We start from the raw sequence: 24815 nt of genomic DNA, 5'->3' as shown, positions 1-24815 counted from the left end.
CGCATGAGTTTCGACCTTCCGCGCAACGTCATCCTGCCGGTCGACGACATCGACGTCCGGCTCGATCCCGGTCCGCACCCTTTCGCAAGGGACAATGCAGAGGCGATCGCCGAGAACTGGCAGCACGAAATCGCGGCCAATCCGGCGCTGTTCGACGGCATGGTGGTGCTGCTGTCGCAACTTGCCTACCGCGACAGCCGTCTCATCGGCCGCTGCCATGCGGTCAATTACTCGACGTTCATGCTGTGGCGGAAGCGGCGCGAGAATTCGGGCGTTGAGCATGCCTATGCCCATGCCATGCTGGTGGCCGGCGACAATGCGCTGGTGGCGATCCGCATGGGTCCTCACACAGTCAACGCCGGCCGCGTCTATTTCGCCGCCGGCTCGTTCGAGCCGATCGATTTTCGCGATGGGCTGGTCGACGTCGATTTCAACATGATCCGTGAGGTGCGCGAGGAAACCGGGCTCGACCTGTCAGGTGCGGAACGCGGCAAGCGCTACCATGCCATGTCGACCAGCAGCGGCACGGTGATCTTTCGCCGCTACCACGCGGCGGCGCCTGCCGACGAGATCGCCAGGCGCATCTCAGCCTTCGTCGCCACCGAGACCGAGCCGGAGATCGAGGGACCGGTGATCATCCGCCATGCCGCCGACCTGCCGGATGGGCTCTCGCCGCACATGAAGCCGCTGATCGAGTGGCATTTCGCAAACGGGAATTAAGGGCGCGTCTTGTTCTGCGCCGCGTTGCGATCGTTGCGGGCGGCGACGAGGAACAGGATGAAGCCGATGCCGAGCAAGCCGCCCATCGCCATACCCATGGTCTGGCCGACGACTGCCTGGAAGTCAGCGGTGACGCGATCGGGATTGGCCATGCCGAAGCGGGCGAGATACCACCAGATGCCTGCAAGACCTGCCTCGATGACCACCATCGCCAGGACCAGTCGCGCCTTCTTGCTCATCCCGCATTCCTCCACCCAGGTGAATTGCCCTAGCATAGCGAACGGCGCGGCGACAGCGGCGGGCAGGGTGGAAACACCGAAGACTGTGCAAAACCGGTTGGAGCGCTGGCGCGCTTCCGACCGGGTGCCTATTCGTGCCGCAGCGCGTCGATCGGGTCGAGCCTGGCGCCGCGCAGCGCAGGGAAGAAGCCGAACACCATGCCGATCAGGGCGGAAAAGCCGACGGCGAGCAGGATCACCGCCGGGCTCGGCGCGAACGGGATGGTCAGCGTCACCGCGGCGAGGCCGGCCAGCGCCAGCCCGATCAGGATGCCGATAATGCCGCCGAGCAGCGACAGCACCGTCGCCTCGACCAGGAACTGGATGAGGATGTGCTTTTCATGCGCCCCGATGGCCAGCCTGATGCCGATCTCGCGCGTGCGTTCGGTGACCGACACCAGCATGATGTTCATAATGCCGATGCCGCCGACCAGCAGGCTGACGCCTGCGACGGCGCCCAGCATGCCGGTCATGGTGGTTGTGGCGCTGGCCATGGCGTCGGCGATCTGGGTCATGTCGCGGATGGCGAAATCGCTCTCGCGATCGGGTGTGATGCGGCGCGCGTCTCGCAAGATGTCCTCGACGCGCGGCTGCAACTCGCTGGTCGGTGTGCGGTCGTCGGCGGCGATGTAGATGTTGTCGATGTCGCGGTTGCCGGCGATGCGGCGCTGATAGGCGTGCAGCGGCATCAGGACGACATTGTCCTGGTCCTGGCCGAAGCCGGTATAGCCCTTGGGTTCGAGCAGGCCGATGATCTTGCAGGAGGTGCGGTTGACGCGGATGATCTCGCCCTCGGGATCGCCGGCGCCGAAGAATTGCTGGCGCACGGTCTCGCCGATCAGGCACACGCCGGTGCCGGAACGGGTTTCGGAATCGCTGAACGGGCGGCCTGATACCAGCTTCCAGTCGCGCGCATCGAGATAGGCGCTGTCGGTGCCGGTGACGCCCGAGGTCAAGCTCTCGGTGCCGAAGATGACGCGGACCTGCTTTTGCGAAGCCGGCGAAATCGCGCGGGCACCGCTGAGATGCGCAACGAGTGCCGCCAGGTCCTTTTCGGCCAGCGGACGCACCACCTGGTCGAGCCCGCCCGGGCCGCCGGGGCCGGCCGGACGGCCGGAGCGGACGACCAGCAGATTGCTGCCGAGCTTGGAGATGTCGGCCTTGACCTTTTCGGTGGTGCCGGAGCCGATGGTGAGCATGGCAATGACGGCGGCAACGCCGATGACGATGCCGAGCAAGGTCAGGAACGAGCGCAGCACGTTGCGGCGGATCGAGCGGAGCGAGAGGCGGACGGTTTCCCAGATCATGGTGATGCCATTTCCAGCTTCGCGGTGTCAGAAGCGACGTGGCCGTCGAGGAAGCGGATGGTGCGTTCGGCATAGCCGGCGACGTCGGCCTCATGGGTGACCATGGCGATGGTCAGGCCAAGCTCGGTGTTGAGCCGGGTCAGCAGCTCCATGATCTCGTGCGTGCGGGCGGTGTCGAGATTGCCGGTCGGCTCGTCGGCGACGAGCAGGGTCGGGCGGGTGACGATGGCGCGCGCGATGGCCACGCGCTGCTGCTGGCCGCCGGACAGTTCGGCCGGCGTGTGGTGCTCGCGGCCGACAAGGCCGACCTCCGCCAACGCCTGCATGGCAAGGTCGCGGCGTTCGCGGGCGGCCACGCCGCGATAGATCAGAGGCAGTTCGACATTTTCGGCTGCCGTGGTGCGGGCCAGCAGATTGTAGCCCTGGAAGACGAAGCCGACATAGAGGTTGCGCAGCATGGCGCGGCGGTTGCGGTCGAGGCGGCCGGCGTCGATGCCCATGAAGGAATAGGTTCCGGCCGTCGGCGTGTCGAGGCAGCCGATGATGTTCATCGCCGTCGACTTGCCGGAGCCGGACGGCCCCATGATGGCGACGAATTCGCCACGCCGGATCGCAAGATCGACGCCGGCCAGCGCATGCACCTTGGCCTCGCCCTGGCCATAGCTCTTCCAGACCTTGTCGAAGGTGATGAGGGTCGCGCCCGCAGCCACGGTATCAGCTCCGCTGCTGCGACGCGGTGATGATCTGAGCGCCTTCGTCCAGGCCCGAAAGGATCTCGGTCAGTTCGCCGTCGGTGGAGCCGATCTTGACGTTGACCGGGTGCGGTCGCCCATTCTCCAGCACATAGAGCGTGCGCGAGCCATCGGCGGGCACTGTGGCGGCCTGGCGCTGGCGATTGCCGCCGGGGCGGCCCATGCGGCCGGTAAACAGGTCGCTCAGGCTCCAGCCGCGGGCGGCCTGCTGGACCGGGCGATAGCGGAAGGCGGTGGCCGGTACGGTGAGCACACCCTTGGCCTGCTTGGTGACGACCGACACCGTGGCGGTCATGCCGGGCCGCAGCAGCAGCTCGTTGTTGTCGACCTCGAGCCGCGCATTGTAGGTGACGACGCCGTCGGTGGTGACCGAGGCGTAGGAGATGTCGCGAATCTCGGCATCGAACGGCCGCTCGGGGAAGGCATCGACGGTGAAGCGGGCATGCTGGCCGGACTTGACCGCGCCGATGTCGGCCTCGTCGACCGCCGCCACCAATTCCATGTTTCTGAGATCGGCTGCGATGATGAACAGCACTGGCGCCTGCAGGGAGGAGGCGACCGTCTGGCCTGGATCGACCGAACGCGTCAGCACGATGCCGTCGATCGGCGCATAGATGGTACTCTTGGCAAGGTCGGTCTGCTGCGCCTTGAGGTCGGCCTGGGCAATGGCGAGGTTGGCCTGCGCACTGTCGAGCGCTGCCTTGGAACGGTCGCGCGTGGCGGTTGCTGCTTCAAGCGATTGGTCGGTCGCCATGCCACGCCTGGTCAGTTCGGCGGCGCGCACCAGCGCCTTCTCGTTTTCGGCCAGCGTAACCGTGGCGTCCTCGACATTGGCGGCGGCGGCCTTGGCCGAAGCTTCGGCGCGTTCGATCTGGACTTCGAGTTTCACCGTGTCGAGTGTCGCCAGCACGTCACCCTTCTTGACCTGCTGATTCTCCTCGGCTGAGACCGAGCGGATGATGCCGGACAGTTCGCTTGAAATGTCGACCTGGGTGAGCGGCTGCAGCGTGCCGGTCGCCGACACCGCGACGGTGAGGTCGGCCTTGGCAGCAGGCACGGTGGTGTAGTCGATCTTGGCCGGCGAGCCCGCATACCACTGATAGGCGCCAAGCCCGGCGGCGAGCACGATCAGCGCCAGCAGCGCATAGAGCCAGCCGCGCCGGCGCGACTTGCGCAGCCCCGTTCTGTCGAGCCCAAGCGCCGTCTCGATGGCGGAATCCGATTCCGTCTTTGGCAGATTGACAATCTGGTCCACGCTGGACCCCTATAATGCGCAATGTCCCTATCTGTGCACAGATCAGGCTTACTGGTTCAAATATCAAATTAAATTTCGCCCATGTTGGGATTGAGGCAGGAATGAAAACCCGGAATTACTTGCTTTACGATGTGTTTACGACCGAGCGACTGGCCGGCAATCCTTTGGCCGTCGTGCTGGACAGCAAGGGATTGGACGCGGCCGCGATGCAGGCCATCGCGCGTGAATTCAACCTGTCGGAATCGGTGTTCGTGCTGCCGCCGGACAATCCCAAACACAGAAACCGCATTCGCATCTTCACGCCCGACTATGAAATGCCGTTCGCCGGCCATCCGACGGTCGGCGCCGCGATCGCGCTGGCCGAACTGGCGCAAGAGGGCGGTGCCGGCATTTTCGTGCTGGAAGAAAACATCGGCCCTGTGCGTTGTGCCGTTAGCAAGCACGACGGAAACACTTTCGCCGAGTTCGACCTGGCGAAGCTGCCGGAGCCGCTGAAGCTGGAGGCCGATCCGGAGGCGATCGGTGCTGCCCTTGGGTTGACGCCGCATGAGATCGGCTTCGAGAATCACCGCGTCGCGTTCTGGTCGGCCGGCGTGCCCTACGTCACCATTCCCGTTGCCAATCTCGAGGCGGCGGGCCGAATCCGGCTGGACAACCAGGCCTGGTCGGAACTGGCGCCGCGCAAGAGTGAATGGGCCTTCGCCAGTCCCTATGTCTATTGCCGCGAGACGGTGAACCATGAAAGCGCCTTCCATGTCCGCATGATCGTGCCCGGCACGCCGTCCTACGAGGATCCGGCGACCGGCTCGGCGGCAGCGGCCTTTGCCGGCGCCATCATGCATTTCGACGCGCCGACCGACGGCATTTCGCAGCTGTGGATCGAGCAGGGGCTGGAGATGGGCCGGCCATCGCGCATCCGCCTCGAACTGACCGTGCAAGGCGGCAAACTGGCCTCGGCGCGCATTGGCGGCAACGCGGTCAAGGTGGCGGAAGGCAAGCTTTTCGTGTGATCGCGCTACGGTCGTCATCCTAGGGCGGAGCAAGGAGCGAAGCGACGCGGCGCAGACCCTGGGATCCATGCCGCGACCGTCGGGCTGAATACCGACGGTGCAGATTGAGCGCACCTCGTCTACTGTTTTCAGCTCGCTAGCAGGCACATGTTTTCTGCACCGTTGCGTTCTTCGGTTGGCGTCCCGGCATGGATCCCAGGGTCTTCGCGACGGAGCTTTGCTCCTGCTTCGCCCAGGGATGACGAACCCCAGGAGCGATTTGTCGGGAAATGATTCCGGCAGGGCTGGACAGGACCGATGGTGGCGGCTATATGCCCGCCAACGCCGGTTTTTGCCGGCCGAGTGGGTGCGTAGCTCAGTTGGTAGAGCAGCTGACTCTTAATCAGCGGGTCCACAGTTCAATCCTGTGCGCACCCACCAAATTCTTCAAAGACTTGGTGGAATGACCCTGAAAGCGAGACGCGTTTGACGCGTCTCGGGCAGGCTGTCTGACTGTGATTCTTTAACCGCGCTATCCGGATCTCGTTGCGATTCAGCCACGTTGAAAAATGCGGCTCAGAAACCGGCCGAATCGAAAAGCAAGGCTCTTTTCCCCGGCTGCAGCATCGCTGGCGCCAGTTCCGTCTTTTCCCCCGGAGAAATCGCTGATGAGCCACCAGAAGAAGACCAGGAAGACAACGAAAATGCCGGTGTCGATCGGGCCATGACTTGAATAGCTGCTGTGACGGAACACAACAGCGACCGCTCCGGCGATAAACACCGCAGCTGCGGCAGGATGAAATTTCTTCATCCGCAAAATCTATTTGAGAATCGCCGTTACGGGAAGATGCCTCCTTTGTCGTGACAACGGCATCTTTGTCGGCCGATACGGGGAATGGATAACTACTTCTCCGAAACGCCAGCCTCGGCAAAACTCGCCATCCTTGCATGGCACTCCAGCGCCGAGCGGACGATGTTGACGGCGAGGCAGGCGCCGGAGCCTTCACCGAGCCGCATGCCGAGATCGAGCAGCGGTGGCAGGCTAAGCGCTTCGAGCAGGCCGCGATGGCCCGATTCGGCCGAAACGTGCGCGGCGATTGTGTGGGCGAGGCCGGTCGGGTGCAGCTTTGCCAGCGGGGCCGCGGCGGCGGTGCAGACGAAGCCGTCGAGCAGTACGGGTATGCCGAGATGCCGGGCGGCGAGCGTCGCGCCGAAGATGGCGGCGAGTTCGCGGCCACCGAGTGCTGCAGCAATGCCCAGCGGATCGGCGAGGGTGGCCACGTGACGCTGCAAGCCGGCTTCGATGGCGACGACCTTGCGCTTCAGACCGGCGTCGTCAACGCCAGTGCCGCGCCCGGTCCATTTTTCCGCGCCGCCGCCGAACAGGGCTGCTGAGATGGCAGCCGCCGGCGTCGTGTTGCCGATGCCCATTTCGCCGAAGCAGATCAGGTCGAGATCCTTCGTCACGGCATCATAGCCGGCCGAGACCGCCTCCAGAAAGGCCTTCTCGTCCATTGCCGGCCCTTGTGTGAAATCGCCTGTCGGATGGTCGAGATCGAGCGGAATGACGTCGAGTTCGGCGCCGGCCATGCGGGCAAGCTGGTTGATGGCGGCACCGCCGCCGGCGAAATTCGCCACCATCTGCACGGTGACCTCGGAAGGATAGGCCGACACGCCTTGCGCGGTGACGCCATGGTTGCCGGCGAAGACGAAGACTTTTACGCGGTCGAGTTTTGGCATGTCGCGGCCCTGCCAGCGCGCCAGCCAGGCGGCGATCGTCTCCAGCCGGCCAAGGCTGCCTTGCGGCTTGGTCAGCGTGTCCTGGCGGCGGGCGACCGCATTGGCCGCGGCATCGCTGCCGGCCGGCAGGTCGAGGCAGGCGGCGCGCAATTCACTAAGGGATTTGAAGGGCATGGGGGCAAAGTCTCCGAAAAGGAATCAGGCCAAGAGAATCAGGCCAAAGGATCAGGAAAGCGCTACGGAAGCGACGAGCAGCACCGCGATCTCGCTTGCCTGCTGCAAGGCTCCGATCGTGTCGCCGGTCTGGCCATCGATCTGGTTGAGGCAAAGGGCGCGGAAAGCGGCAAACAGCAGGCCAAGCAGGATCAGCGCGAAGATGGCTCCGCCCAGTCCAAGCAGGAGCAGCGGGATCGCGCCGAGCACGGCGCCGGCGATGGCGGTTTCCTGCGAGACGGTGCCGGCATCGGCCGAGAGGCCATCGACCCGCGCTGAAGGCAAGAGATGCATGAAGGCGCCAAGCAGGCCGCGCGAGGCCGCGTGTGCGGCTATGAGGGCGAAGAGGGCCTGAGTGGGATCGACGAACTCCGACAGCGCGCTCCAGCGGATCAGCAGCGACAGGCCCAGCGCCGCGGCACCATATGTACCGATGCGGCTGTCGCGCATGATCTCGAGTTTGCGGCCGCGCGATTTGCCGCCGCCAAAGCCGTCGGAGACGTCGGATAGCCCGTCCTCATGCAGGCAGCCGGTGGTGAGCACGGTTGCCACGAGAGCAAGGGCCGCCGCTGGCCCCATGGCCAGGCCAAACCGTTCGGCCGTGGCAAAGACGATGGCGCCGATCAGGCCGACGACAAGTCCGGCAATGGGGGCTGCCCAGATCGCGGCGGCAAGGCTGCGGCCGCGAAAATCGAAGACGGGCAGCGGCAGACGGGTGAAGAAGACCAGGCATAGCGCGATGTCGTCGACAACCTGCCGCGGTGAAAGGGCCAGATTCCTGAACTTCATGCTCTAGCCTCTCGCAATCGCATGGAAGAAGGTGCCGCTGACATGGCCGCGCCGGTAGCCCGAGGCGCCGATCGGATTGCCCAGACCGTCGGCAAGGTCGGCCAAGGGGTCGTCATTGCCGGTAGAGGTCATCTGCGCATAGTGGAATTCGTGGCCGCGGATCAGCGCACCTTGTGAGCCCAGCGGGCAGTCGGCGCGCAACCGCGCCTCGCGGTAGCCGAGATTCATCTTGCGTTTGGCGAAGCTGGTGGAATGGCCGAGCAGGCCGAGCATCGCATGCGTGTCGCCCGATGCGTCCTCCAGCGCTTCGCCCAGCACCATGAAGCCACCGCACTCGCCATGGATGGGCTTTGTCGTGGCAAAACGCGCCATCCCGGCGCGGAAAGTCGCGGCGGCGGCGAGCTTGCCGGCGTGAAGCTCGGGATAGCCGCCGGGCACCCAGCAGACATTGCAAGCCTCGTCGGGCGCTTCATCGGCGAGCGGCGAGAACGGGACGATTTCGGCACCCGCCTTGCGCCAGTAGGCGGCGACATGCGGATAGAGGAAGGTGAAGGCGGCATCCTCGGCCAACGCGATCCGCTGGCCGGGCGGCGCCAGTGCGTCGGTGAAGCCGCCAGACGCCGGGGTGAAGGGTGTCGCCAGGGCCATGATCGCATCGAGGTCGAGCGATTTCTCCGCCATATCGGCCAGCCGGTCGAGATGCGCCATCAGGTCGTCATATTCGCCGGCCTGGACGAGGCCGAGATGGCGTTCGGGCAGGTTCAGAGTGGGATCGCGCAGGATGGCGCCGACGACCGGCAGGCCGATCGCCTCGATGGCGTCGCCCGACAGCCGGCGGTGCCGCTCGCTGCCCAACCGGTTGAGCACTACACCGGCCATGCGTACATCCGGATCGTAGGTGGCAAAACCCTTGGCGACGGCGGCCGCGGTGGTCGACTGGCCGGAAACGTCGAGCACCAGCAGCACCGGCAGGCCGTAGAGCCGCGCCAGGTCGGCCGCCGAACCGGTGCGGCCGGGCGAGGCCGGAATGCCGTCGAACAGGCCCATGGCGCTTTCGAGGATGACGAAATCGGTGTCGTCGGCGGCTTGCGCGGCGAGTGCGTTGAGCAGCGATGGCGGCATCGCCCAGCTGTCGAGATTGACGCCGGACAATCCCGTGGCGGCGGTGTGGAAGCCGGGGTCGATATAGTCGGGGCCGGATTTGGCGCCTCGCACCTTCAGCCCACGCCGGGTGAGCGCGCGTAAAATGCCGATGGTGACGCTGGTCTTGCCGGAGCCGGAGCGCGGCGCGCCGACGATGATGGCGCGGGCCGTCATGCTTGTCCCGCCAGTGCCGCGCGCATGGCAACGATGCCGCCGACGATGATCAGCGCCGGCGAGGCAAGACCGGCGGCCGCGGCTTCCTCGGCAATGGTGGCGAGCGTGGCGACGACGGTTCGTTCCTGCGGCGTGGTCGCCGCGACGATCACTGCCGCCGGTGTCGACGGCGCCAGCCCGCCATCGAGCAGTGCCGCCGCGATCAAAGGCAGGTTGGCCATGCCCATATAGACGACGACAGGCTGGCCGGTGCGGGCGATTGCCGCCCAATCGAGATCGTCATCGGTGCCGGCGGCGTGGCCGGTCGCCAGGATCACTGCCTTGTTGATGCCGCGCATGGTGGCCGGAATGCCGGTCGCGGCCAGAGCGCTGAGGCCCGAGGTCAGGCCTGGCAGCACGCGGAACGGGATGTTTTCATGCGCCAGCGCCAGGGCTTCTTCGCCGCCGCGGCCGAAAATATAGGGATCGCCGCCCTTCAGCCTGACGACGCGGCGGCCGTCGCGCGCCAGCCGCACCAAAAGGGCGGTGATGTCATCCTGTTTCATCGACGGTTTTCCGCCGCGCTTGCCGGCAAAGAAAAGCTCGGCATTTTCGGCGACGGCGACGACATCCGATGAGACCAGCGCGTCGTAGACCAGCGCATCCGCCTCGGCCAAAGCCGCCAGCACTTCGAGCGTCAGGCAACCGGGGTCGCCGGGGCCGGCGCCGGCCAGCCAGACATGGCCCGGCTCAAGCCGGCGCGGCTTGAAATTCAGCTGGGACAACGCCTTTTCGAGCGTAGTGTTTTTGGTGCTGCCGCTCACAATCCGTCCCGTCCGCGAAAACGCCGCTGATAGTGGGCGTCGTATAATGAACTCTCGCCAAAACCTTCCGCTGCCAGCGAGCGGCCGACGAAGATGATCGCCGTGCGCTCCATCGGATCAGCGGCCAGCAACGCCTCGATGGTCGCCAGCGTACCGGTCAGCACACGCTCGTCCGGCCAGGAGGCGCGGAAGACGACCGCCACCGGGCAATCGCCGCCATAGTGCGGTGTGAGTTCGGCAACGACGCGGTCGATGGCGTGGATGGCCAGATGAATCGCCAGCGTGGCGCCGGTGCGGCCGAAGCCGGCCAGCGTTTCGCCGGGCGGCATTTTTGACGCGCGCCCTGAGATGCGTGTCAGCACCAGGCTTTGCGCGACTTCGGGAATGGTCAGCTCACGGCGCAATGCGGCGGCGGCTGCGGCGAAGGAGGGGACGCCCGGCGTCAGCGTGTAGGGAATGCCATGCTTTTCCAGCCGGCGGATCTGCTCGGCGACAGCGCTCCACACCGACAGGTCGCCGGAATGCAGGCGGGCGACATCCTGGCCTGATTTATGCGCGTCGAGATAGGCGGCCTCGATCTCGTCGAGCGACATCGGCGCGGTGTCGATCAGTTTTGTCCCCGGCGCGCAGTGCTGCAGCAATTCGGGCGCGACGATCGAACCGGCATGCAGGCAGACCGGGCAGCTTGCCAGCAGCCTCGCGCCGCGCAGCGTGATGAGGTCGGCGGCACCCGGACCGGCGCCGATGAAATGGACGGTCATGGCGCATCTCCGCTGATGGCGATGGCGCAGGTGACCGGGCCGAGCACCGTGCGGGGGCCAAGCAGTCTGGCGCCGGCGCCGGCAACGGCGAGGGCGGACGTCTCGGAAACCGATGGCGTGCCGGCGAGTTCTTGCGAGAGGTCGGAATGGCTAAGCGTGTCCGAGGCGGCCTGAAGGGCTGCATCATCGACGATGATGACCGGAAGGTTCAGCGCGCGGCCAGCGGCGGCGATCGCTTCTTCATCCTTCTTGAACTCGGCAGTCGCCAGTGCCGAAAGCGCCGTCATCGTCAGGCCATGAGTCTCCAGCGCGGTTTCGATCGCGGCAAGCACGTCTTCGACGCTCACGCCTTTTCGGCTGCCGATGCCCGCGACCATCATGGCTTGACCCAGCTCCATTGGGTCACGGGCATGGCCGGCCGCCAGGCCTGCATCGCGCCGACCGGCGATGCGCGAGAGATGGCGATGCGGGTGAGATCGCCGCCGAGCTTGGTATGCTGGGCGAGGAGCAAGGCTTCCATCTCCAGCGTCACCGCATTTGCCACGAGACGGCCGCCCGGGCGCAGCGCCTTGATGGCAGCATTCAGCACGCCGGCATCGCTGCCGCCGCCGCCGATGAAGATCGCGTCCGGCGTGTCCAGCCTGGCAAGTGCCCTGGGCGCGCTGCCTTCCACCACGACAAGGCCGGGAACGCCGCAGACGGCCGCGTTGCGGCCAATGCGGGCGGCGCGGATCGGATCGGCCTCGATGGCAATGGTGCGCATCGAAGGGTGGGCCAGCATCCATTCGATGCCGATGGAACCGGAACCGGCGCCGATGTCCCACAGCAATTCGCCGCGCCGCGGCGCCAGCGCCGACAGGGTGATCGCGCGGATCTCGCGCTTGGTGATCTGGCCGTCATGGTCGAACAGATGATCGGCAAGGCCTGATGTGAGCGGCAGGACGCGCGCGTCCGGACCGGATTCAACTTCGACCGCCAGAACGTTGAGTGGATTGATGTTTTCGAGATCGAAGGCATCGGCGCGGATCGTGCGGTGGTCCTCGCTTGGCCCACCCAACGCCTCCAGGATCGTCAGCCGCGATGCGCCGAAGTCGAGTTCGGTGAGCAGGCGCGCTATTGCAGCGGGGGCTTCGGCATCCGAGGTCAGTGCCAAAATGCGCGCGCGTGGCTGCAGCAGCGGCCGGATCAGGTCGAGCGGCCGGCCGTGCAGCGAGACGGTCTCGATGTCCTGCAGCGCCCAGCCAAGGCGCGCGGCCGCCAGCGAAACGGCCGACGGTGCGGGGATGACATGCATCTCCTGTTGCTTGACCTTGCGCGCGAGGGTGGCGCCGACGCCGTGGAAGAACGGATCGCCTGAAGCGAGCACGCAGACGCGCCTGTCGGCAAGCGCCAGCACGTCAGCCATCTCGGCATCGAAAGGAACCGGCCAGGCGCGCGCCTCGCCCTTGGCGAAGGAAGCGACCAGCGCCAGGTGCCGCTTGCCGCCGAAGATGATCTCCGCCTCGGCAATCCGCTGCTTGGCCTCGTCGCCGAGACCAGCTAAACCGTCCTCGCCGATGCCGACGATTGTGAGCCATTTTGGGGTGAGCTTGGCACCGCGCGGACCTTCAGCAGGCATGATGACCCACCGTATTCTGATCCTCGGCGGCACCACCGAAGCCCGGCAACTGGCCGGAAAACTGGCGGCGCGCGCCTCGGTCACGCTGTCGCTGGCTGGCCGCACTGAAAGCCCGGTCGCGCAAGGCGTGCCGGTGCGAACGGGGGGCTTTGGCGGTGCCGATGGATTGGCCGATTATTTGCGGAAAGAGCCTATCGATCTGCTGATCGACGCGACGCACCCCTATGCGGCGCAGATCTCCGCCAATGCGGCGCAAGCCGCGCGCGTGGCCGGTGTGCCGATCCTTGCGCTGCGACGCCCCGGCTGGGAGCCTGTCGAAGGCGACCGCTGGACTGAGGTCATTACATCCGGCGATGCCGCGCGAGCGCTTGGACTGGCGCCGCGCCGTGTTTTCCTGGCGCTGGGCCGGCAAGAGGTCGCTGCTTTCGAAGCTGCGCCCCAGCATCATTATCTCGTCCGCAGCGTCGACGCGATCGAGCCCAAGCTTGCCGTGCCGGATGCGAGCTATCTTCTGGCCCGTGGCCCGTTTCGTGAGGCGGAGGAACGCGCGCTGCTCGAAAAGCAACGCATCGATGTCGTCGTGTCCAAGAACAGCGGCGGCGAAGCGACTTATGGCAAGATCGCCGCGGCGCGGGCGCTTGGCCTCGAGGTGGTCATGATCCAACGGCCAGTCTTGCCGGATGTTCCCGCGGCTGAAAGCGTTGAAGCGCTGACCGTGTTGGTCGATCATTTTGTCCGTCCCGTGGACGAGCGCGGCGTGTAGACCAGCGCCGGCTTCTCCGCGCGCTTGATGATGCGGGTCTCCGGCGAGCCGATGATGATGCAGGTCGCCATGTCGGCCTTCTCTGCCTCGACATCGGCCAGCAGGTAGACCTCGATGCGCTCATCCGGGCGGCCGGCGGCGCGGCCGAAAATCACCGGTGTGGTGCCGGGCAGGATCGCGGTGAGGCACTCGAAGGCGCGGCCGAGCTGCCAGGGGCGCGCCTTGCTGATCGGGTTATAGAGCGCGATGACGAAGCCGGCGCCGGCTGCCGCCAGCAGGCGCAGTTCGATCAGCTCCCATGGCTTCAGATTGTCGGACAGCGAGATGGCGCAGAAATCATGGCCGAGCGGCGCGCCGATGCGGGCGGCGACCGCCAGCATGGCGGTGATGCCGGGCACCACAGCGACATCGACCGCGCGCCATTCGGCCGGGCCGGCCTCGATCGCCTCGCAGACGGCCGCCGCCATGGCGAACACGCCGGGATCGCCACCGGAAACCACCGCGACGTCGTGGCCCTCGGCGGCTTTGATCAGTGCGTCCTTGGAGCGGGCGAGTTCCTCGCGATTGTCGGAAGCGACTCGGGTCTGTTCCGGGCGCAATTCCAGCCGGTCGAGATACGGTTTGTAGCCGTAAAAGAATTTCGCCTCGGCGACGGCGCGGCTGGCTTCCGGAGTGACTTGATCGGCATTGCCGGGCCCAAGGCCGATGACAGTGAGACGGCCGCTCATGCCTGCGCTCCCACGGCGCCGGGGCGGCCGGACCAGCCGGCGACCAGCACGATGGCGAAATAGGGCGCCTTGTCGTCCGTCTTGTCGGCCAGCTTCATCGACACGCTGCCGGCCATGGTACCGCGCTCGACATAGACGGCGCGCGACAGCTTGGCCGTAGCCTCCAGCGCCCGCCTGATCTTTGGCAGGTTGCGGCCGACCTTCATGATGACGGCGGCATCGGTGTCAGCCAGCCGGCGCGTCAGCTCGAACTCGCTCATCGTGCCGGGCAGCACCGTCAGCACATCGTCGCCCTGGACGATCGGAACACCAGTCTGCGACCAGCAGCCGGACATGGCGGTGACGCCGGGAATAACTTCGGTCGGGAAGCGATGGGCGAGGCGCACATGCAGATGCATGTAGGAGCCGTAGAAAAGCGGGTCGCCCTCGGACAGCACCGCAACCATCCTGCCTGCCTGAAGGTGCTCGGCGACCTTCTCGGCGGACTCCTCGTAGAAAGCCGTGATCTGCGAGCGGTAGTCGTCGTGATCCCTAGCGATTTCGGTGGTGACGGGATAGAGCAGCGGCAATTCCGTCATTTCAGGCCGGAACTGCGCTTCGACGATGGCGCGCGCATTGCTGTTGTTGCCGCGCTTGGCGAAATAGGCCACGACATCGGCTTCCGCCAAGGCCCGCGCGGCTTTCAGGGTCAGCAGTTCTGGGTCGCCGGGACCGGTGCCGACGCCGACGAGACGGCCTTTGGGAAGCGCGTTCACAGGCCCGGCCTCGCCAATGAATTGAGCGCTGCGGCGGTCATGGCGCTGCCGCCGAGACGGCCACGCACGATGGCAAAGGGAACGCCGTAGGAATTCTCGGCCAGCGCGTCCTTCGATTCGGCAGCACCGACGAAGCCGACCGGCATGCCGATGATGGCCGCAGGCTTCGGCGCGCCGTCGCGCAGTTTTTCCAATAGATAGAACAGCGCGGTCGGTGCATTGCCGATGGCAACCACCGAGCCCGCCATGCGCTCGCCCCACAAATCGATCGCGGCGGCCGAGCGGGTGTTGCCGATTTCCCTGGCGATGTCGTGCGTGCGCGGATCGCGCAAGGTGCAGATCACCTCGTTGCCGGCCGGCAGCCTGGCGCGGGTGACGCCATGCGAGACCATTTCCGCGTCGCAGAAAATTGGCGCGCCCGCCGCCAAAGCGGTGCGGGCCGCGGCAACCAAATCCGTGGAGAACACAAAATGACTTGAAGATTCGACCTGGCCGCAGGCATGGATCATGCGGATGGCGACATCGGCCTCGGCCTCGGAGAAGCGCGACAGATCGGCCTCGGCGCGGATAATGGCGAAGGAGCGCTCGTAGATCGCCGTGCCGTCATGGATGTAGTCGTAGGCGGCCATGCTCATTTCCGTTTTTCAGTTTGGGCCTGTCGGTAAGCCTCGGCGATACCGGCCGGCCCGAGCCTTGTCAGGCAAGCAGCGGCAGTCTCGCCTTGATATCGTGCGCTGCGGATCATTGCCGCGACGCGGCGGATGCCGCGCGCGGCGTCATAGCCCGGCCTGTAGCCCGCAGGAAGGGCCTTTGCCGTCGCGTTCACGACAAGTCCGGCTCCGTTTTCGCCGCCGACAATCGTCAGCGTCGCCAGGCCGGGGTGGGCGCAGCCTTTGGCACAGCCGGAAATGTGCAGGGTGAAGTCGAGGATGTCGGCGTTTTCAGTGGCAATCGTCTCGGCGATCTCGCGCGTGGCAATGCGGCCGGAGGCGCAGGCCGGCGTGCCGGGGCAAGCGGCTATGCGCGTGCGCGGGTCGGTGGGGGCGGTGACGAAGCCGAGGGCGGTGGCGGTGTGTTGGAGGGGTTGGTTGGCTGCCGGTAGCTGACCGAGGAAGAGCAGGGCGCGGCCGGGGGCTAGGCGGATTTCTGAGGTGCCGAGGGCGAGGGCGTGTTGGGCGAGAGCGATGATCTTCTCTGCTGGCATGCTGCCGTAGGGGAGGGCGATGCCGAGGGCGGTGGCGTCGCCGGCTAAGGGGAAAAGGCCGATAGGTTTACGCGAGGCGCCCCCCTCTGTCCTGCCGGACATCTCCCCCTCAGGGGGGGAGATCGGCAGCTTAGGCGCCGGCTTTTCCTTACCAACACCGGAGATTGGCGAAACCATCGGTGGCAGCGTAATCTCCCCCCTTGAGGGGGAGATGTCTGGCAGGACAGAGGGGGGCGCCTCGCGCAAACTTGTCGAGCATAGCCAACCCGCCAGAGACACCAACTGCCTCTCAGTCAAATCCCTCGCATGAGCCTCGCGGCTTTTTTCGGCAACCATTCTTAGGGCCGCGACGGTGATGTCGCACGCCGAGCCTTCATCGGCAGTGACAAGTGGCCTCCCATTCCACCCATCACCCGCGACAGACACCCGCCACCGAACTCCTGCATCGACCCGCACTGCAGCAAGCCGCACATCGGCCGTCACCGAATCCATCGTCAACTGCCCGCAGCCATCGACAATCACGGAAACCTTCGGCCCCAGCATTGGCGCTAATCCAGCCTCGTCAATCGCCGCCCTGATCCGTTCAGCCAGTGGCCGGGGATCGGCAATCTCCTGCGGATCAATGCCGGCCAGCGGGCCGGTCTCCACCGGCACGCCGGTGCGCACCGCGATATCAAGCGCATCGACCTCCGCCGCCAGCAGCATCGCGCTGTCCGTCGTCAGCCCACGTATCTGTAGACTGCCGCGCGCGGTGACTTCCATGATGCCATTGCCATGCCACAAGGCGGATTCGGCTAACCCGATCAAAAGCTTCGGCGACAATCCTCCAGAAGTCGGGCCTCCAGAAGATGGGCCTCCAGCAACCGGGTTGAGCCGCACCAAAAGCCCGTCGCCGGTTTGCATTGGCACCGACAAAGCCGGGCAGGCGCCGCGACGAGAGAAGGCGTTCATGCCGCCACCCCAAGCGCCTCGGCCTCGGCAATCATGGCCGTGAGATCGTCGTCGATGGAGTTGCGCAGGGGATGCCACAGGCCACGCCGTCGCGCCGACAGGAAGCGCTCGGCGATGACTTTGGCGGCGGCGGGGTTCTCGCGCAGGATGAAGGCGCGGACCATGGGATCGCCGAGATAGGCATCGTGCACTGCCTCGATCAGCGTGCCCGAAATGGCGTGCGTGGTTTCGGCGAAGCCGACCAGGCGGTCTACGGTTTCGGCAAATTCGGAGGCGCCACGCGGGCCGTGGCGCATCTGTCCCGATATGAAGCGTGGATTGACGGCGCGGGCGCGCACCACCCGCGATACGGCCTCACTGAGCGAACGCGGCTTGGGCTTTTGCGGGTCCGTGGTGTCGAGCACGATGACGTCGGCATTCCTGCCGAGCGCCGCAAGGGCGGCCGAAAAGCCGCCGATGAAAGCGACCTCGGCGGAGCCTTCGAGGATGTCGCGGCCGGGGTCGTCGCCGGTGTGGACGAGAAGATCGGCCTCGGCGATGCGGGTTTCGAAGACGCCGGGCACCGATACGCCTTCGCCCTTGGCACCGCCATAGGCATGCGAGGTGGCGTCGAGATAGGCGCGGCCGATTTCTTCGCGCGCCACCCAGTTACCGGAGGACAAGATATCCTCGACGCCGGCGCCGTATGTGCCGGGTGAGGTGCCGAAGATGCGCGGGCTGAGCTTGCCATCGGCACGGGTTTTGGCCGCGAGCGGGTTTTCCGAGTCCTCCTCGTCGCGGGCGGCCACCGCGTTGGCGGCGGCATCGATCAGTGCGATCTGGGTCGGGAACATGTCGCGGAACAGGCCCGAAATGCGCCAGGTGACATCGACGCGCGGCCTTCCGAGCGTGGCCGGCGGCAATACCTCGATGCCGGTGATGCGGCCGGTCGCCGAATCCCATTGCGGCCGGCAGCCCATCAGAGCCAATCCTTGCGCGATCTCCTCGCCGCCGGTGCGCAGTGAGGCCGAGCCCCACAGGTCGATGACCAGCGAGCGCGGCCAGTCGCCATGCGACTGCATGTAGCCGCGCACCACTTCCTCCGCCGCTGCCTTGCCCAGATCATAGGCGGTCGGCGTCGGCATGGTGCGTGGGTCCGAGGTGAACAGGTTGCGGCCGGTGGGCAGAACGTCCGAGCGACCCCGCGCGGGCGCGCCGGCCGGGCCGGCCTTGACGTGGCGGCCATCGAGCGCGGCGAGCAGCGCCGCTTTCTCGGCGTCAGCGCTTTGTCGCCGCATGGCGTCGGGCTCGTCGTCGGGCGCGCAGCCATAGATATGCAGCCCGTCCTTGATGGCGAAATCCTTGAGGTCGCAGAGCCAGGCGTCGATGCGGCGCAGCGCTTCGTCCGGAGCGTCGGTCCCGGCGACGCCCGCGTCGGAGGCGAGACCGGTCTTTTGTGCGGTGTCGACGATCAGTTTCGCCAGACGGTCGCGGCGGCGGCGGTCGAGCCCGTCGGCCTGGGCATATTCGTCGACCAGCCGCTCGAGCTTGTTCTGGTTTTCGTCAAGCCCGGCGCCGGTCAGCGGCGGTGGCAGATGGCCAAGGGTGACGGCGGCGATGCGGCGCTTGGCTTGCGCCGCTTCGCCTGGGTTGGAGACGATGAAGGGATAGATGACGGGCAAGGGACCCGTGACGATCTCGGGAAAGCAGTTTTCCGACAGAGCAACGGTTTTGCCCGGCAGCCATTCCAGCGTGCCGTGTGCACCGACATGCACCAGCGCATGGACGCGGAGCGACTTGCGCAGCCACAGGCCGAAGGCGATCAGCGCATGACGTGGGGGGAGCGTCGGATCGTGGTAGTCGGTGCGGCGGTCGGCGGAGCGGCCGCGATCCGGGGCGAGTGCTACGGTGATGTTGCCGAAGGTCGCGGCGCGGAAGGGGAAGCTTCGGCGCGAGGCGCCCCCCTCTGTCCTGCCGGACATCTCCCCCTCAAGGGGGGAGATTGGCAGTTTTGACGCTCCGCCCTCTCCTGCAACATTGGAGATTGGCGAAACCGGTAATGACAGCGCAATCTCCCCCCTTGAGGGGGAGATGTCCGGCAGGACAGAGGGGGGCGCCTCGCGCAGACCCGTCTCATCTTCCACCTTCCCCCAAGCGGCTTCGACTGCAGCAATTGCCGCAGTCGGCAATTCGGTCGAGAAGGCCATGTAATCCTGGAAGGCCAGCCCGTGCTCGCCCGTTTCCAACATACCCAGCAACTCACGCGGCGTCTCCGGAATCCCCTCAACCCCGTAGCCCTGATCCCGCAGGTCCTGCAGAATGGCCAGCACGCTGGACGGCACGTCGAGGCCGACGGCATAGCCGGTGCGGCCGGGGGCGCTGGGATAATCCGGCATCAGGATCGCCAGCTTGCGCTTGGCCCGGGGCGTCTCCCGCAACCGGATGAAGGCCGCGATGCGGTCAGCCACTTGCGCCACGCGATCCGGTTCCGGCCGGTTGGCGAAAGCGCGGTGGCCAAGTGCTGGATCGATCTCGCTCTCGCCCTTGAAGGAAATGGCGCCGGCCAGGATGCGGCCGTCGAGCTCGGGCAGCACGACATGCATGGCAAGGTCGGCGGGCGCCAGGCCGCGCTGGTTGTTCTCCCAGATGTCGCGGCGGGTGGTGGCGACGATGACCTGGAAGACCGGCACGCCGGCGCGGTCGAACAAGGTCTCATTGCCCGGTTCGGCACCGGACGCGAAAGCGGTAGCGGTGACGATGGCGGCGGGTTTCAGTGAGGCGAGTGCTGTTTCCACGAAGGCCAGGGATGCCGGGTCCTTGAGGCTGGAGACGAAGATTGGGACCGGGTTGATGCCGCGCTGTCGCAGAGCTTCAAAAAGTGCGTCGATTGGCGCGACATCGGCGGCCAGCAGCATCGAGCGGTAGAACAGGATAGGCACGACCTTTCCCTCCCCCTCGAGGGGAGGGTGGCCCGCAGGGCCGGGTGGGGTCGGTACGACCGGACGCGGCGTTTCTTTGAGTCGGCGCGCCTCGGAGAGGACCCCACCCCCGGCCTGCGGCCGGACCCTCCCCTCGAGGGGGAGGGGGACGACGCCGCGGCCGGGTTCGTAGTAGCCAGCTTTGGGCACGGCGACCGGTTCGACGAAAGGCGCATCCGACCCCGCCAGCCGCGCCAATCTCCGCACCAGCGCGCTCATATTCGCCGGGCCGCCCTCGCGGAAATAGTCGAGCAGGCCGTCCAACTCTTCGCGCGGCAACGTCGAGGCTTCGATCAGGCGCAGATCCTCGTCGCGGCATTCGCCGGGCAGCAGTGCCAGCTTTATGCCGCGTTCGCGGGCAGTCGAGGCGAGCTGGTCGCAGCCGTAGCGCCACCAGTCGTAGCCGCCGAGGATGCGCACCAGGATGATCTTGGCGTGGCGGGCGACGCTGTCGACCCAGAGGTCGACGGACATGGGATGGCGCAGGTCACGCAGGGCGGCCAGCCGCATCGAGGGCCGGCGGCCGGCATCGGCCTTCCAGGCGGCTGCCAGTCCGGCGAGATCGCTGTCGGTGAAGGACAGGGCCACGATATCCGCCGGCGTCTGCCGCAGATCGACCGGCTCGGCGAGGTCGTCGAGCGAGGCGGATGTCGTGGTGAGGATGTGCATCGCGACCCGTGTCCGAAATCAGCCGGCGAGTATACGCTCGATCGCCGGGCGGTTCAGCCCCTTCAGGCCGATGACGACGAGACGCGAGCGGCGGTCGTCCTGCGCGGTCCAGGCGCGGTCATAGTAATGATTGACGCGCGGCCCGACGGCCTGCAGCAAGAGCCGCATCGGCTTGCCGCCGACTTCGACGAAGCCTTTTACGCGCAGCACGTTCTCTTCTTCTGCGACGGTGGCGACGCGCTTTGCCAGCTCGTCCGGATTGGCGATCGAGGCAATGTCGACGATGAAGGTGTCGAAGTCGTCATGCTCGTGGTCGAACGCGCCGTCATGATGGGACTTGCGGTTCTCGATGTCGTCCTCGACGGCCAGACCGAGCCCGAGCAGCACCGAGGGATCGACCTTGCCATGCGACGTCGGCACGATCTTCACGGCGCGGGCGGAGTGTTCGTTGATGATGGCGTTGGCGCGGGCGGTGCCGGCTGCGTCCATCAGGTCGCTTTTCGACAGGATGATCAGGTCGGCGCAGGCGATCTGATCCTCGAACAGTTCTTCCACCGGGTCGTCGTGGTCGAGCGTCTCGTCCCCGGCGCGCTGCGCCTGCAGAGCATCCATGTCGTTGGCGACGCGGCCTTCGGCCAAGGCCGGCCCGTCGACCACGGCGATGACGCCGTCGACAGTCACCCGGCTTTTCACGCTCGGCCACTGAAAGGCCTGGACCAGCGGCTTGGGCAGCGCCAGGCCCGAAGTCTCGATCAGGATGTGGTCGACCCTCGGCGTCAGCGACAGGATCTTGTCAAGCGCCGGGACGAAATCATCGGCGACGGTGCAGCAGATGCAGCCATTGGCCAGTTCGACGATGTTTTCCTCCGGGCAGGTGTCGATGCCGCAGCCCTTCAGGATCTCGCCGTCGATGCCGATGTCGCCGAATTCGTTGACGATGATGGCTATGCGCTTGCCGCCGGCGTTTTCCAGGAGATGGCGGACCAGCGTCGTCTTGCCGGCGCCGAGGAAGCCGGTGACGACGGTGCAGGGAACGCGGGAGAGGTTCGCAGACGAATCTGGGGCAGTCATGGTCAGTCCTTCAGCAGGTCGAGGGGAGGGATGCGGGCAACGAGGCCGCGCTTCAGGCTATCGGGGCGGCCACGCCAGGGAATGAGACCGTCGGTCGAGGTGGCGAAAAGCTTGGCGCCCGTGACGAGGTCGGCGCCGCTGGTCTCGGTCAGGTCGCCAAAGACATAGCTCCAGCAGCCGTCGCGCAGGATGGCGGCGCTGAGGCGCCGCTTGCAATTGCCAAGGCATTCGACGCTGCGGATGCGGATGTCGTCGCCGGATGCGGCGCGGCGCGTATCCTCCGCCAGCAATTCGCCGGCGCGGGGATGAGCGTCGGAGCCGGTCTCATCGCGACAGGAGGCGCAGACGATGATGGTGACGCCGGCCAAGGCATCATCATGGCCGGACGAAATATCCGCTGTGCCAGCCGAAAAACTGCTGTCGTGGTCCAAAGATCGGGCTCCTTGCCCGGAAACCCGCCGGGCGATCGGATTCTAAAGTCGCAGACGGCAGGTCTCCTGGCTCGCGGGTCATCGCCTTGGGTAGCCGCCTTCCCGGGAACTCCCAGTGGCTTTCGGCCTTGGCTCTTCGCTTACAGTTGCGGGGACAGCCGCGGATTTGGGATTTTGCCCCGCACCGCATTCCCTCTTAGCTCTTGCCGTTGCGGGCAAGAGACCATCTGACCCGGATTTAGGCTTTTGCGGGCGGCGGTGTCAACGCGAGCTTACGACATGGCGATGTCGGCCAGCGCCGGACCCAAATCGCCGGCCGGGGTCACTTCCATGCGCTCAAGACCAAGCCAGCCCTGCATCTGCTTCAATTCCTCGAACAGTTCTGCAGCGGTTTCAGGCGGCGCACCCGGCTCGGCATAGGCCGCATGGACCCGCAGTATGCTGGCCGGACGGTCGGCCTTGAGGTCGACGCGTGCCACGATCCTGTCGCCGAGCAGGAACGGCAGGACATAATAGCCGTATTGCCGCTTGTCGGCAGGCGTGTAGATCTCGATGCGGTAATGGAAATCGAACAGCCGCTCGGTGCGCGATCGTTCGAAGACGACCGGATCGAAGGGCGCCAGCAGGGCGCGGGCCTCGACTTTGCGCGGCAGGCGGGCGTCCCGGTGAAGATAGGCCGGCTTGTCCCAGCCTTCGACACGCACCGGCAGCAATTCGCCTGTTTCGACGAGCTCCTCCAGCCGGCCCTTCATGTCCGCCGGCGAAAGCCGAAAATAATCGCGCAAATCGCCTGAAGTCGCCACGCCGTGGGCGCGGGCGGAAATGCGCAGCAATTCGCGGTGCGCGTCCTCAGGCGTCGGCACCGGCAGATCGAGGACCGCCTGCGGCAGCACGCGCTCGGGCAGATCATAGAAGCGCTCGAAACCGCGACGGTGCGCCGTGGTGATGCGTCCGGCCCAGAACAGCCATTCGAAGGCATGCTTGGCGTGGCTCCAGCCCCACCAGCCGCCCGAGCCTTTCTGGCCTTCGAGCGCGGAAGCGGCGATCGGGCCGCGCTCGGCGACCTGGCGGTAGATCTCCTCGATATAGGCGGCATGTTCGCGGCCCCATTTGGCGAGCCCCAGATACATTTCCTCGCCGCGCTCGGCGCGCTGCATGCGCCAGCGCATCAGCGGGTACGTCTCCACCGGCAGGAAGGAAGCCTCATGCGCCCAGTATTCGAAAACCGTGCGCTTGCGTGTCACCGCGGCATTGTCGAGCAGCGAGAACGGGTAGGGGCCAAGGCGCGAATAGAGTGGCATATAATGAGCGCGCACCACCGCGCTAACGGAATCGATCTGCAGCAGGCCGGTGCGGGAGAGGGTGCGGGCAAAATGCCGGCGGTCGGGCGTGCCGGTCGGGCGGGGATCGAGAAACCCCTGGGCGGCAAGCGCGATGCGACGGGCCGTGGGGAGCGAGATCTTTTCCTTCATGCAGGCATCACTTTGAAGTGTTTTGACCGAGGGTCGAATGGCTGATTCCAACCCATGCTAGCAGGGTTTTGGCGGCATCCATGTCAGGAGAGAAAAGTGGAGTAAAAAGCGAAGGAAATCAAACAGGAGCGGATCGGACCAGTTTGCCGCGATATGCCGTCCAGGTCGGTGTTTTGAACAAGGTTTGACTTGCTTCGCTGGAAGTGCTGCGCTAACCCTCGCCGCGTTGCAGCATAGGCCCTTAAAACGGTTCAGCGGTTAAACTGTCACGCTTCCGCATTAGGGTCCGGTGCTGTAATCAAAGTGGATTGCGCCAACGGAAAGCCGAGCATGAACGCACTCTTGAGCTCATACCTGCCCATCGTCCTGTTCATAGGCGTGGCGCTGGTTGTCGGCCTGGCGCTGCTGGCCGCGCCCTTCCTGGTGGCCTACCGCAATTCCGATCCCGAAAAGCTTTCCGCCTACGAGTGCGGTTTCAACTCGTTCGACGACGCGCGCATGAAGTTCGACATCCGTTTCTACCTGGTGTCGATCCTGTTCATCATCTTCGACCTGGAAGTGGCCTTCCTGTTTCCGTGGGCGGTGTCGTTTTCGAAGATCGGCATGCTCGGTTTCTGGTCGATGATGGTGTTTTTGGCGGTGCTGACCATCGGCTTTGCCTATGAATGGAAAAAAGGAGCGCTGGAATGGGATTGAACGACAGTTCAGGCACCCTCGTCGCGCCGAAGCCCAAGGGTATTATCGATCCCAACACCGGCAGGCCGGTGGGGGAGGACGATCCCTTCTTCCTTGAGATCAACAACGAGTTGGCCGACAAGGGCTTTCTGGTCACTTCGACCGAGGCGCTCATCACCTGGGCGCGCAGCGGGTCGCTGATGTTCATGACGTTCGGCCTCGCTTGCTGCGCGGTCGAGATGATCCACACCTCGATGCCGCGCTATGATTCGGAGCGGTTCGGCGTCGCGCCGCGCGCGTCCCCGCGCCAGTCCGACATCATGATCGTCGCCGGCACGCTGACCAACAAGATGGCGCCGGCGCTGCGCAAGGTCTACGACCAGATGCCGGAACCGCGCTACGTCATCTCGATGGGCTCCTGCGCCAATGGCGGCGGCTACTACCACTACTCCTATTCGGTGGTGCGCGGCTGCGACCGCATCGTGCCCGTCGATATCTATGTGCCCGGCTGCCCGCCGAGCGCCGAAGCGCTGCTCTACGGCATTCTTCTCTTGCAGAAGAAGATCCGCCGCACCGGCACGATCGAACGGTAAATCC

The 24815-nt window shown here is 65.8% G+C and carries 25 protein-coding genes, 1 tRNA gene and 1 riboswitch; of the genes, 6 read left to right on the top strand and 20 right to left on the bottom strand.

What is annotated here, in order from left to right:
• Positions 1-3 precede the first annotated feature (3 nt).
• Positions 4-720, top strand: coding sequence for a hypothetical protein (locus tag AC0L24_RS17985; protein ID WP_128362810.1), 717 nt, complete (start codon positions 4-6; stop codon positions 718-720).
• Here AC0L24_RS17985 and AC0L24_RS17980 read toward each other — a convergent pair.
• The 4 genes from AC0L24_RS17980 to AC0L24_RS17965 all read right to left on the bottom strand — a co-directional run bounded on the left by AC0L24_RS17980 (position 717) and on the right by AC0L24_RS17965 (position 4312).
• A complete protein-coding gene (locus AC0L24_RS17980; RefSeq protein ID WP_127328948.1) occupies positions 717-959 on the bottom strand; it encodes a hypothetical protein in 243 nt (80 codons plus the stop codon). The two genes, AC0L24_RS17985 and AC0L24_RS17980, sit on opposite strands and share 4 nt — an antisense overlap.
• A 128-nt stretch (positions 960-1087) precedes the next feature.
• Positions 1088-2305, bottom strand: a complete 1218-nt coding sequence (locus tag AC0L24_RS17975) for an ABC transporter permease (RefSeq protein WP_127810055.1) — start codon at positions 2303-2305, stop codon at positions 1088-1090.
• Positions 2302-3015 carry an ABC transporter ATP-binding protein gene (locus AC0L24_RS17970; RefSeq protein WP_127810056.1) on the bottom strand — a complete coding sequence of 238 codons (714 nt, stop codon included), beginning with the start codon at positions 3013-3015 and terminating at the stop codon, positions 2302-2304. The genes AC0L24_RS17975 and AC0L24_RS17970 overlap by 4 nt, the downstream gene beginning before the upstream one ends.
• A 4-nt stretch (positions 3016-3019) precedes the next feature.
• Positions 3020-4312 (bottom strand): efflux RND transporter periplasmic adaptor subunit, encoded by a 1293-nt coding sequence (locus tag AC0L24_RS17965; protein WP_127810057.1) that lies wholly within the window; start codon positions 4310-4312, stop codon positions 3020-3022.
• A gap of 101 nt (positions 4313-4413) precedes the next feature.
• Between AC0L24_RS17965 and AC0L24_RS17960 the strand changes: the two genes are divergently transcribed.
• Together AC0L24_RS17960 and AC0L24_RS17955 are read left to right on the top strand one after the other, a co-directional pair.
• Positions 4414-5322 (top strand): PhzF family phenazine biosynthesis protein, encoded by a 909-nt coding sequence (locus AC0L24_RS17960; protein WP_127810058.1) that lies wholly within the window; start codon positions 4414-4416, stop codon positions 5320-5322.
• A 344-nt stretch (positions 5323-5666) separates the two neighbouring features.
• A tRNA-Lys gene (locus AC0L24_RS17955) sits at positions 5667-5742 on the top strand.
• A gap of 112 nt (positions 5743-5854) precedes the next feature.
• On the opposite strand, the gene AC0L24_RS17950 is transcribed toward AC0L24_RS17955, so the two are convergent.
• From AC0L24_RS17950 to cbiE, 8 genes are all read right to left on the bottom strand, one after another.
• Positions 5855-6112, bottom strand: a complete 258-nt coding sequence (locus AC0L24_RS17950) for a hypothetical protein (protein WP_127810059.1) — start codon at positions 6110-6112, stop codon at positions 5855-5857.
• A gap of 92 nt (positions 6113-6204) precedes the next feature.
• The gene (gene cobT / locus AC0L24_RS17945) at positions 6205-7215 is read right to left on the bottom strand and encodes a nicotinate-nucleotide--dimethylbenzimidazole phosphoribosyltransferase (protein WP_127810060.1); all 1011 of its coding nucleotides are present in this window, start codon (positions 7213-7215) and stop codon (positions 6205-6207) included.
• Between the two features lie 51 nt (positions 7216-7266).
• Positions 7267-8043, bottom strand: coding sequence for an adenosylcobinamide-GDP ribazoletransferase (cobS, locus tag AC0L24_RS17940; RefSeq protein ID WP_127399295.1), 777 nt, complete (start codon positions 8041-8043; stop codon positions 7267-7269).
• A gap of 3 nt (positions 8044-8046) precedes the next feature.
• Positions 8047-9360 carry a cobyrinate a,c-diamide synthase gene (locus AC0L24_RS17935; RefSeq protein ID WP_127810061.1) on the bottom strand — a complete coding sequence of 438 codons (1314 nt, stop codon included), beginning with the start codon at positions 9358-9360 and terminating at the stop codon, positions 8047-8049.
• Positions 9357-10163, bottom strand: coding sequence for a uroporphyrinogen-III C-methyltransferase (cobA, locus tag AC0L24_RS17930; RefSeq protein WP_127810062.1), 807 nt, complete (start codon positions 10161-10163; stop codon positions 9357-9359). The genes AC0L24_RS17935 and cobA overlap by 4 nt, the downstream gene beginning before the upstream one ends.
• The gene (cobM, locus tag AC0L24_RS17925) at positions 10160-10924 is read right to left on the bottom strand and encodes a precorrin-4 C(11)-methyltransferase (RefSeq protein WP_127810063.1); all 765 of its coding nucleotides are present in this window, start codon (positions 10922-10924) and stop codon (positions 10160-10162) included. Before cobM ends, cobA begins: the two co-directional genes overlap by 4 nt.
• Positions 10921-11304, bottom strand: a complete 384-nt coding sequence (locus AC0L24_RS17920) for a cobalamin biosynthesis protein (protein ID WP_127810064.1) — start codon at positions 11302-11304, stop codon at positions 10921-10923. Before AC0L24_RS17920 ends, cobM begins: the two co-directional genes overlap by 4 nt.
• Complete coding sequence (gene cbiE / locus AC0L24_RS17915) at positions 11301-12542, bottom strand: precorrin-6y C5,15-methyltransferase (decarboxylating) subunit CbiE (protein WP_127810065.1); 1242 nt, start codon at positions 12540-12542, stop codon at positions 11301-11303. Before cbiE ends, AC0L24_RS17920 begins: the two co-directional genes overlap by 4 nt.
• Before the next feature lies 1 nt (position 12543).
• Here cbiE and AC0L24_RS17910 point away from each other — a divergent pair, with 1 nt between their 5' ends.
• A complete protein-coding gene (locus AC0L24_RS17910) occupies positions 12544-13305 on the top strand; it encodes a cobalt-precorrin-6A reductase (RefSeq protein WP_127270798.1) in 762 nt (253 codons plus the stop codon).
• Here AC0L24_RS17910 and AC0L24_RS17905 read toward each other — a convergent pair.
• From AC0L24_RS17905 to AC0L24_RS17870, 8 genes are all read right to left on the bottom strand, one after another.
• Entirely contained in the window at positions 13269-14033 is a 765-nt protein-coding gene (locus AC0L24_RS17905) for a precorrin-3B C(17)-methyltransferase (RefSeq protein ID WP_127271898.1), read from the bottom strand. The genes AC0L24_RS17910 and AC0L24_RS17905 overlap by 37 nt on opposite strands.
• On the bottom strand, positions 14030-14788 hold the full coding sequence (locus AC0L24_RS17900; protein WP_127810066.1) for a precorrin-2 C(20)-methyltransferase: 759 nt from the start codon (positions 14786-14788) through the stop codon (positions 14030-14032). Before AC0L24_RS17900 ends, AC0L24_RS17905 begins: the two co-directional genes overlap by 4 nt.
• On the bottom strand, positions 14785-15417 hold the full coding sequence (locus AC0L24_RS17895) for a precorrin-8X methylmutase (protein WP_127271902.1): 633 nt from the start codon (positions 15415-15417) through the stop codon (positions 14785-14787). The genes AC0L24_RS17900 and AC0L24_RS17895 overlap by 4 nt, the downstream gene beginning before the upstream one ends.
• A gap of 2 nt (positions 15418-15419) precedes the next feature.
• Positions 15420-16943 carry a precorrin-3B synthase gene (gene cobG, locus AC0L24_RS17890; protein WP_127810067.1) on the bottom strand — a complete coding sequence of 508 codons (1524 nt, stop codon included), beginning with the start codon at positions 16941-16943 and terminating at the stop codon, positions 15420-15422.
• The gene (locus tag AC0L24_RS17885; protein ID WP_127810068.1) at positions 16940-20569 is read right to left on the bottom strand and encodes a cobaltochelatase subunit CobN; all 3630 of its coding nucleotides are present in this window, start codon (positions 20567-20569) and stop codon (positions 16940-16942) included. The genes cobG and AC0L24_RS17885 overlap by 4 nt, the downstream gene beginning before the upstream one ends.
• A gap of 18 nt (positions 20570-20587) precedes the next feature.
• On the bottom strand, positions 20588-21640 hold the full coding sequence (gene cobW / locus AC0L24_RS17880) for a cobalamin biosynthesis protein CobW (protein WP_127810069.1): 1053 nt from the start codon (positions 21638-21640) through the stop codon (positions 20588-20590).
• 2 nt (positions 21641-21642) lie between these two features.
• Positions 21643-22071 (bottom strand): DUF1636 family protein, encoded by a 429-nt coding sequence (locus AC0L24_RS17875; RefSeq protein ID WP_127322371.1) that lies wholly within the window; start codon positions 22069-22071, stop codon positions 21643-21645.
• A gap of 39 nt (positions 22072-22110) precedes the next feature.
• A riboswitch (cobalamin riboswitch) is annotated at positions 22111-22314 on the bottom strand.
• A 29-nt stretch (positions 22315-22343) separates the two neighbouring features.
• The gene (locus tag AC0L24_RS17870; RefSeq protein ID WP_127810070.1) at positions 22344-23543 is read right to left on the bottom strand and encodes a winged helix-turn-helix domain-containing protein; all 1200 of its coding nucleotides are present in this window, start codon (positions 23541-23543) and stop codon (positions 22344-22346) included.
• A 330-nt stretch (positions 23544-23873) separates the two neighbouring features.
• Here AC0L24_RS17870 and AC0L24_RS17865 point away from each other — a divergent pair, with 330 nt between their 5' ends.
• Positions 23874-24239: an NADH-quinone oxidoreductase subunit A gene (locus AC0L24_RS17865; protein ID WP_473564012.1), complete on the top strand. Its 366-nt coding sequence runs from the start codon at positions 23874-23876 to the stop codon at positions 24237-24239.
• A complete protein-coding gene (locus AC0L24_RS17860) occupies positions 24230-24811 on the top strand; it encodes a NuoB/complex I 20 kDa subunit family protein (RefSeq protein WP_013531090.1) in 582 nt (193 codons plus the stop codon). Before AC0L24_RS17865 ends, AC0L24_RS17860 begins: the two co-directional genes overlap by 10 nt.
• The last annotated feature ends 4 nt before the right edge of the window (positions 24812-24815 follow it).

The sequence above is a fragment of the Mesorhizobium sp. WSM4809 genome (assembly GCF_055811655.1).
Note: the sequence above shows the minus strand (reverse complement) of the source record. Positions and strands in the feature narration are given on the sequence as shown.